Here is a 7,277-nt window from a genome sequence, read left to right on the forward strand (position 1 = left end):
CACCAGCGCCGGTAATCCCGAGCGCTACCATACCGGTAAATCCAACAACCAAAGTCCAGCGGGCCATGGTTTGCTGGGCTTCCAAATCCCGTTCGGCATTTGCAGCCTCATTGCTGGCGCCTACCTCTTCGTAAACGCATTCGAACAAAGCTCGCGCTTGCAGCCCCGCACAGGCGCGCTGGGCATTGTTCTGGGCGCTTATCTGATGCTGATGGGGAGCTTGCTCGCGACCCGTCCTATCCGACGCTACGGAGTAACCCACTACCGCGCAAATTGCCCCGATCAGAAAGAACGCCGCAATAAGGCCAAACGCGCCTAAATTCTGATTTCCGTAGGCCTTGTCGGCATTAGACATCGAACCAGAAACACCGCCGTGAAAGTACCGCGGCTGATCTTGTTCCCGATATTCGGCTCAGAGTCCATCACGCCGGCTAAATCTCCGACACGTTAAGATTTTCGACGTCGATTGCCTTCATGCAGTGCAATAGAAAGACCGAACTGAATTTCCCGCGCGACAGCTTGTTGCGGATATCAGGCCTTCCAAACGCCCTAGAAGCGGAAGCCGACCTCGGCGCCGAACTGCTGCGGCGGGCGCGTGCCGGAGAAGGCGAACAGCCCGGCCACCGGCAGGGTGGAGCTCAGCCCGCGATCGTCGAGCAGGTTGCGGCCGAACACGGTGAAGCGGACCTCGCCGCCGCCCGCCAGGTTGAGCGTGTAGCTGAGGCTGGCGTCCCAGATCGTGCGATCGTCCGATTCGCAGCGCGGATCGTTGGTCACCGCGCCGAGCACCGCGGGCTGGGCCGCGACGATGCAGGTCGTATATTCGTCGATGTAGCGGAAGGTCGTCGAGAAATCGATCTCGCCGCTGTCGCCAATCGGGCGATTATAGTCCATGCCGACCGACCAGCTGATCGGCGGGGCGCGCCGGAGGTCGAGCGTCGACACGTCGTCGGGCACCAGATCGCCGTTCACGTCGCGGAAGAAGCTGTCATATTCGGCATCGATGATCGACAGCGATCCGCGGAAGGCCAGATCGTCGGACGGCAGCGCGATGATTTCGGCCTCGAACCCGGAAATGCGGGCGGACGCGGCATTTTCCACGATCGTTTCCTGCGGGTTGAGCGCCGCGAATTGCGGCGGGGTCGCCCGGACCACCTCTTCCTGCTTGTTGTTATATTCGGTGTGGTAGATCGCGATATTGGTCCGCAGGCGCCGGTCGAGCCAGTCGGCCTTGAAGCCGAATTCATAGGCGTCGACGGTTTCCGGCTGGTACGGCCCGAGCGAGCTCGGCGTCGCGGCGCGGCCGTTGAAGCCGCCCGAGCGGAAGCCGGTCGAATAGGAGAGATAGACGAGCCGGTCGGGATCGATCTGATAGTCGATGCTCGCGCGCCAGGTGAACTCGTCGAACGTGTCGCTGCCCGAACAGTCGGCCAGCGAGATGACCGGAATGAAGGTCGGGCACGAACCGTCGGTCGTGAAGCCGAAATTGGTCGTCAGCGACTTCTGGTCCTCGGTATAGCGGCCGCCCAGGTTGATCGTCACATCGTCGACCGGGGAAATCCGGACGTCGCCGAAGATCGCGTAGGATTCCGATTCGCCGCGCGTCCGCTGGGTCAGCACCGCCGGCACGAAGCCGAGATTGGTGGTCTGGGCGAGCGTATAGTCGCTCTCGAAATAATAGCCGCCGATCAGCGCGTTGAGCCACGGCGTCACATCGCCCTGGATGCGCAGTTCCTGGCTGAACTGCTCATATTCCTGGTTGCGCAGCGTATCGAAGAAATCGATCGACGAGGCGTCGAAATCCTGCCGCACGCTTTCCTCGTTGCGCCGCCAGCCGGTGACCGAGACGAGCTCGAAATTGCCGATGTCGATCGTGATCTGGCCGGAGATCGAGTCGGTCTCGTTGGTGACCGGCGTGTCGATATTCTGGAAGATCGTGTAGAAGCCGTCGCCGCCCAGGTTGAAGCGGTTGCACTCCTGGTCGGCGATACCGAAGGCGCGGACGAGGCCGACCCCGGGCACCGGCACCTGGAGGCAGATCAGGTCGGAATCGCTGGACACCGAGGCGACCGCGGTTTCGCCGTCTTCCTCGGTATGGTCGACGGTGATCAGCGCCTCGATCCCCTCCGCGGGCTCGATCAGCGCCGAAACGCCGGCGGTCCAGACTTCGTAGGCGCCCTGCGTCTCGTTCTGCGTGACGTTGTTCAGATAGCCGCCGGTATCGTCGTAGAGGAAGAAGGCGCGCAGCGAGAGCACGTCGCCGATCCGCGGCGTGTCGACCGCGAACCGGCCGCGCCACGTGTCGAACTCGGCCCAGCCGAGCGACCCTTCGACGCCGAACTCGCCGGTCGGGCGGCGGCGCTGGACGTTGATGACGCCGGCGATCGTGTTGCGGCCGAACAGCGTGCCCTGCGGCCCGCGCAGCACCTCGATCGATTCCAGGTTGAACGCGTCGAGCAGCTGGCCGGTATTGGTGCCGATGAAGACGCCGTCGACGACCACGCCGACCGCCGGATCGAAGCTCTTCTCGATATCCTCGAAGGAAATGCCGCGGATCGAGATCGCCGCGGCGCTCGGCCCGGCATTGACCGGATCGACGACGAGGCCCGGCACGCGCCCGGCGATATCGCGGATGTCGTCGATCGAGGCGTCCTGCAGCGCCTCGGCGTCGAGCGCGGACACGGCGAGCGGAACCGACTGGATCGAATCCTCGCGCCGCTGGGCGGTCACGATGATCGTCCGGAACCCGCCTTCCTGTTCGTTTGCACCGTCCGCGGTCTGCGCGGCGGCGGGCGCGGCGGCCAGCGCCATTCCCATGACCGCGGCGGCCGACCCGGCGAGAAGAGTTCCTTTGATCATCTGCATATCCTCCCAAAAACGGCATCACGACGATGCGGCCCATCTTCCGATGCGGGCCTTTGATCCTGTTGTCCGCCCGCGCGACTTTCCGCTCAACCGCCAAAAGTGACAGTCGCCGGACGTAGGGGAAACGCTAGCTTGGGCGCATATTGCGGGAGATAGCGCCATGACCGTCCACACCCGTCGCAGCTTCTGCCGCTTCTGCCATGCCAATTGCGCGATGCTCGTCGATGTCGAGGACGGGAAGGTTGCGGGCGTGCGCGGCGACCCCGAGGACCCGATGTTCGGCGGCTATACCTGCATCAAGGGCCGCCAGCTTCCCGACGCGCACAACCTGCCCGACCGGATCACGCAGAGCCTGGTCCGCGGCGACGACGGTGCCTTCGCGCCCGTCGCGATGGCCGAGGCACTGGACGAGGCGGGCGCCCGGCTGAAGGCGATCGTCGACGAACACGGCCCGCACGCCGTCGCCGTCTATTGCGGCACCTATGCCTTCCAGAACAGCGCCGGCGTCGGCGCGGCGATGGCCTTCGCGCAGGGGCTCGGCACGCGCAATTTCTACACGAGCGTCACGCTCGACCAGCCCGCCAAGGTCTATACGACGGCGCGCTACGGCCAGTGGATGGGCGGGCTCAACACTTTCTCCGACGCCGATGTCGCGCTGTTCCTCGGCAACAATCCGATCGTCTCGCATTATGCGCCGCCGGGCGGGCTGCCGCCCTTCTCGCCCTCGCGCCGGCTGCGCGACGCGAAGGAAGCCGGGCTCAAGCTGATCGTCGCCGATCCGCGCGAAAGCGATGTCGCGGGCCTCGCCGATATCTATCTACCCGTGCGGCCCGGCGAGGACCCGGCGCTGCTCGCCGGGATGATCCATGTGATCCTGAAAGAGGAGCTGTACGACCGTAATTTCGTCGCCGCCCATGTCGACGGGCTGGACGCGCTGCGCGACGCGGTTGCCGGTTTCACGCCGGCCGCCGCCGCCGAGCGCGCGGGCGTCGATGCGGACGCGATCGTCGCCGCGGCGCGGATGTTCGCCGGCGGCTCGAAGGGCTGCGCGGTGACCGGCACGGGCCCGGAGATGGCCGGCAAGGGCGTGCTCACCGAATATCTGGTGACCGCGCTCAACATATTGTGCGCGCGCTTCTGCCAGGAGGGCGAGAAGAGCGCGATCCCGCGCGTCTTCACGCCGCAGACCCCGCGTCGCGCCCAGGTCGGCCCGCCCGGACCGATGTATGGCGAGGGCTTCCCCAAGTCGCGGATCCGCGGCCTCGGGATGCTCGGCTTCGAAATGCCCTGCAACGTGATGGCCGACGAGATACTGACGCCGGGCGAGGGGCAGATCCGCGCGCTGATCTGCATCGGCGGCAATCCCGAAATCGCCTTTCCCAACCAGCGCAAGGTGGTCGAGGCGCTCGACAGCCTCGACCTGCTCGTCGCCATCGATGTCCGCATGGCGGCGACCGCCAGGCGCGCGGACATCATCCTCGCGCCCAAGATGTGCCTCGAGCGGGAGGACATCACCAACCTGTCCGAATGGTGGTACGAAACCCCCTATGCGCGCTACACCGAGGCGATGGTCGAGGCGCCGGGCGACACGCTCGACGAATATGAGATGCTCTGGGAGCTGGCGAAGCGGATCGGGACCGGGATGCCGCTCGCCGGCGGCCCATGCCCGATGGACGAACGGCCCGACAAGCAGCGCTTTCTCGACCTGATGAGCGCGGGCTGCCTCGTCCCGCCGAGCCGGGTCCGCGCCGATACCGAGGACGGGCGCGCGGTGATCTACGAGGATCTCCATCCGGTCGTCGAACCGGCCGACCCCGCCGAGGCGCACAAGTTCGACCTGGCGGCCGCCGGCATGCCCGGCGCGCTGGCCGATTACGGCAACGCCTCGCCCGATGCCGACGGGTTCGATTTCCGGCTCGTCTCGCGGCGCTCGCGCCACCGCTTCAACTCGTCCGGCCATCACCTGCCCGGGCTGCGCGCGAAGCGGACGACCAACCCGGCCTTCTTCCATCCCGACGATCTGCAGGATCTCGGCCTGGCCGAGGACGATATCGTCGCGATCACGTCGCCGCGCGCGACGATCTACGGCGTCGCGGCGGCCAGCGACAAGCTGCGGCGCGGCGTCGTCTCGATGGCGCATGCCTTCGGCGACGGCGATGCCGGCAAGGACGACGTTCGCGACAAGGGCAATTCGACCAACCGGCTCGTCGACGAGACCGTCGATTATGATCCGCTGACCGGGCAGAGCGTCCAGAGCGCCATCCCGGTCCGGATCGCGGCGGCGTGAGGCTGCGGGTTTCTGATCCGGGCATGGGATTTTCGCAGAACCGCGTCATTGCGAGCGTAGCGAAGCAATCCGGAGCCGCAGGCGATGCGCTTTGCGGCTCTGGATTGCCGCGCGCCTTCGGCGCTCTCAATGACGCAGAGGACAAGCGGCCATGTCGCCCGCCCATGGCGAAAATGGGGGTGGCCGGAGGCATCGGAACTCCTATGGTCGCCGCCATGGACGAAGGATACCGGCCGGTGACCACGGCAGATCTCGAACCGGGCGAAACCCGCTGTCTCGAACTGGACGGCCGGCCGATTCTCGTCGCGCGCGGCAAGGACGGCGCCTATTACAGTTTCGAGCGGCGATGCAGCCATGCGCACCAGGACCTGAAGGGCGGCCGGGTGCGCGGCACCAGCTATATCTGCCCGCATCACGGCGCCCGTTTCGACATGGCGACGGGCGAGGCGCTCGGCCCGCCGGCCTCCTTCCCGATCGCCGCCTGGCCGGCGCGCGAGCGAAACGGCCAGGTGGAAGTGAGGATCGCATCATGAGCCATCCGGTCGACGGCAAGGTCGTGCTCGTCACGGGCGCGGCATCGGGGATCGGCGCGGCCACCGCGCGGCTGGCCGCCGCGCGCGGCGCGAAAGTGATCGCCACGGATATCGACGGCGAGGGCGTCACCGGCATCGCCGGGGAGATCGGCGGGCACGGCCTCGTCCATGACGTAACCGATCCGAACCAGTGGGACGCGGCGATCGCCGCCGCGGTCGCCCATCACGGCCGGCTCGACGCGCTCGTCTCCAATGCTGGCATCGTCAATTACGAACCGATCGTCGATCTCGACATGGAACTGTTCCGCTCGCTCGTCCGGGTCCAGGTGGAAGCGACGTTTCTCGGCCTGCAAAAGGCGGTCGCCCAGATGCGCGCCCAGGCCGGGGACGGGCCCGCACGCGGCAGCATCGTCGTCAACGCCTCGGTGATGGCGAACCATGTCGCGCCGGGCATCGCCTCCTATGCGACGGTCAAGGCGGCGATCGCGAACATGGCGAAGGCGGTCGGCGTCGAACTGGGGCGCAAGGGCGATTTCATCCGCGTCAACACCGTGGCCCCCGGCCCGGTGCGCACCCCGCTGCTCGAAGGCGCGATCGGCATGGAGGCGATGCAGGACCCGGCGAGCTGGGGCGACGTGCCGCTCGGCGATCCCTCCGAGCCCGAGGATGTCGCCGAGACGATCCTGTTCCTGCTGAGCGAGGAATCGTCCTTCATGACCAGCGCCCAGCTGGTCGTCGACGGCGGATGGAGCCTGACATGAGCGATCCGCGCTACGCCGTCGTCACCGGCGCGACCTCGGGCATCGGGCGGGCGGCAGCGCTGCGGCTCGCCGCCGACGGTTTTCACATCATCGCCACCGGGCGCAACGCCGAGCGCGGCGCGGCAACGGTCGAAGCGGTCGAGAAAGCGGGCGGCAGCGCGCATTTCCACGCCTTCGACGTGACCGACGAACGCGCCTGGGCGGACTTTGCCGAGCATGTCGTCGCCGATCACGGCTCGCTCTCCGCCCTGATCAACAGCGCGGGCGGCTTCTTCACCAAGCCGCTCTCCGATACGACGCTCGAGGAATTCCGCGATCTCTGGAACGTCGATGTCGAGAGCGTGGTGCTCGGCACCAAATACGGCTTCCGCATGATGCGCGACACGAAGAGCGCGGGCAGCATCGTCAACATCTCCTCGCTCGCCGGGCTGATCGGGCTCGAGGACTGCGCCGCCTATTGCGCGGCCAAGGCGGCGGTCACGCATTTTTCGCGGGTCGCGGCGCTCGAGGGCGCGCAGATGGACCCGCCCGTCCGCGTCAATTCGCTCAACCCCGGCGTGATCATGACCGAGATGATCACCGGGGCGTACGGGGATTCGCCCGAGGTCCGCGATTTCGTGATGGACGGCAATGCGCTGATGCGGGTCGGCCTCGCCGAGGACATCGCCAATGCCTGCGCCTATCTGGCCGGGCCGCAATCGCGGATGGTGACCGGCACGACGATGCTCGTCGACGGCGGCCGGGGCGCGGACTGATGAGGGTGGCACCGGGATTCTTTTTGTCAGACCTTCGCTTCGCTCAGGCGCGGCACCGGCCCGCTCCCCCTCCCGG

Annotated in this window: 8 protein-coding genes; 5 read left to right on the forward strand and 3 right to left on the reverse strand. The window is 66.8% G+C overall.

The window, feature by feature from the left end; all coding sequences use genetic code 11:
* Positions 1 to 319: hypothetical protein (locus tag ACTS1X_RS10780; RefSeq protein WP_442614397.1), on the forward strand; the 319-nt coding region annotated here is incomplete at its 5' end.
* Here ACTS1X_RS10780 and ACTS1X_RS10785 read toward each other — a convergent pair.
* From ACTS1X_RS10785 to ACTS1X_RS10795, 3 genes are read right to left on the reverse strand one after another with little or no spacing between them, the layout of a single operon-like run.
* On the reverse strand, positions 316 to 423 hold the full coding sequence (locus tag ACTS1X_RS10785) for a DUF6471 domain-containing protein (RefSeq protein WP_442614403.1): 108 nt from the start codon (positions 421 to 423) through the stop codon (positions 316 to 318). The genes ACTS1X_RS10780 and ACTS1X_RS10785 overlap by 4 nt on opposite strands.
* Before the next feature lie 8 nt (positions 424 to 431).
* On the reverse strand, positions 432 to 530 hold the full coding sequence (locus tag ACTS1X_RS10790) for a DUF6471 domain-containing protein (RefSeq protein WP_442614404.1): 99 nt from the start codon (positions 528 to 530) through the stop codon (positions 432 to 434).
* Positions 531 to 549: 19 nt separating this feature from the next.
* The gene (locus ACTS1X_RS10795) at positions 550 to 2,859 is read right to left on the reverse strand and encodes a TonB-dependent receptor (protein WP_442614398.1); all 2,310 of its coding nucleotides are present in this window, start codon (positions 2,857 to 2,859) and stop codon (positions 550 to 552) included.
* 166 nt (positions 2,860 to 3,025) lie between these two features.
* Between ACTS1X_RS10795 and ACTS1X_RS10800 the strand changes: the two genes are divergently transcribed.
* The 4 genes from ACTS1X_RS10800 (at position 3,026) to ACTS1X_RS10815 (ending at position 7,201) form a co-directional block, all read left to right on the forward strand.
* Positions 3,026 to 5,152 carry a molybdopterin-containing oxidoreductase family protein gene (locus ACTS1X_RS10800; RefSeq protein WP_442614399.1) on the forward strand — a complete coding sequence of 709 codons (2,127 nt, stop codon included), beginning with the start codon at positions 3,026 to 3,028 and terminating at the stop codon, positions 5,150 to 5,152.
* Between the two features lie 236 nt (positions 5,153 to 5,388).
* Entirely contained in the window at positions 5,389 to 5,685 is a 297-nt protein-coding gene (locus ACTS1X_RS10805; RefSeq protein WP_442614400.1) for a Rieske (2Fe-2S) protein, read from the forward strand.
* A complete protein-coding gene (locus ACTS1X_RS10810) occupies positions 5,682 to 6,446 on the forward strand; it encodes an SDR family NAD(P)-dependent oxidoreductase (RefSeq protein ID WP_442614401.1) in 765 nt (254 codons plus the stop codon). The genes ACTS1X_RS10805 and ACTS1X_RS10810 overlap by 4 nt, the downstream gene beginning before the upstream one ends.
* Positions 6,443 to 7,201 (forward strand): SDR family NAD(P)-dependent oxidoreductase, encoded by a 759-nt coding sequence (locus ACTS1X_RS10815; protein WP_442614402.1) that lies wholly within the window; start codon positions 6,443 to 6,445, stop codon positions 7,199 to 7,201. The genes ACTS1X_RS10810 and ACTS1X_RS10815 overlap by 4 nt, the downstream gene beginning before the upstream one ends.
* The last annotated feature ends 76 nt before the right edge of the window (positions 7,202 to 7,277 follow it).

It is taken from the genome of Parasphingopyxis sp., from assembly GCF_052168275.1.
GTDB lineage: Bacteria > Pseudomonadota > Alphaproteobacteria > Sphingomonadales > Sphingomonadaceae > Parasphingopyxis.

Excerpts from the sequence above, each read along its gene's own strand:
- ACTS1X_RS10810 (WP_442614401.1), top strand. The coding sequence starts at position 5,682 with ATGAGCCATCCGGTCGACGGCAAGGTCGTGCTCGTCACGGGCGCGGCA.
- ACTS1X_RS10795 (WP_442614398.1), bottom strand. The coding sequence starts at position 2,859 with ATGATCAAAGGAACTCTTCTCGCCGGGTCGGCCGCCGCGGTCATGGGA.
- ACTS1X_RS10785 (WP_442614403.1), bottom strand. The coding sequence starts at position 423 with ATGGACTCTGAGCCGAATATCGGGAACAAGATCAGCCGCGGTACTTTC.
- ACTS1X_RS10815 (WP_442614402.1), top strand. The coding sequence starts at position 6,443 with ATGAGCGATCCGCGCTACGCCGTCGTCACCGGCGCGACCTCGGGCATC.
- ACTS1X_RS10800 (WP_442614399.1), top strand. The coding sequence starts at position 3,026 with ATGACCGTCCACACCCGTCGCAGCTTCTGCCGCTTCTGCCATGCCAAT.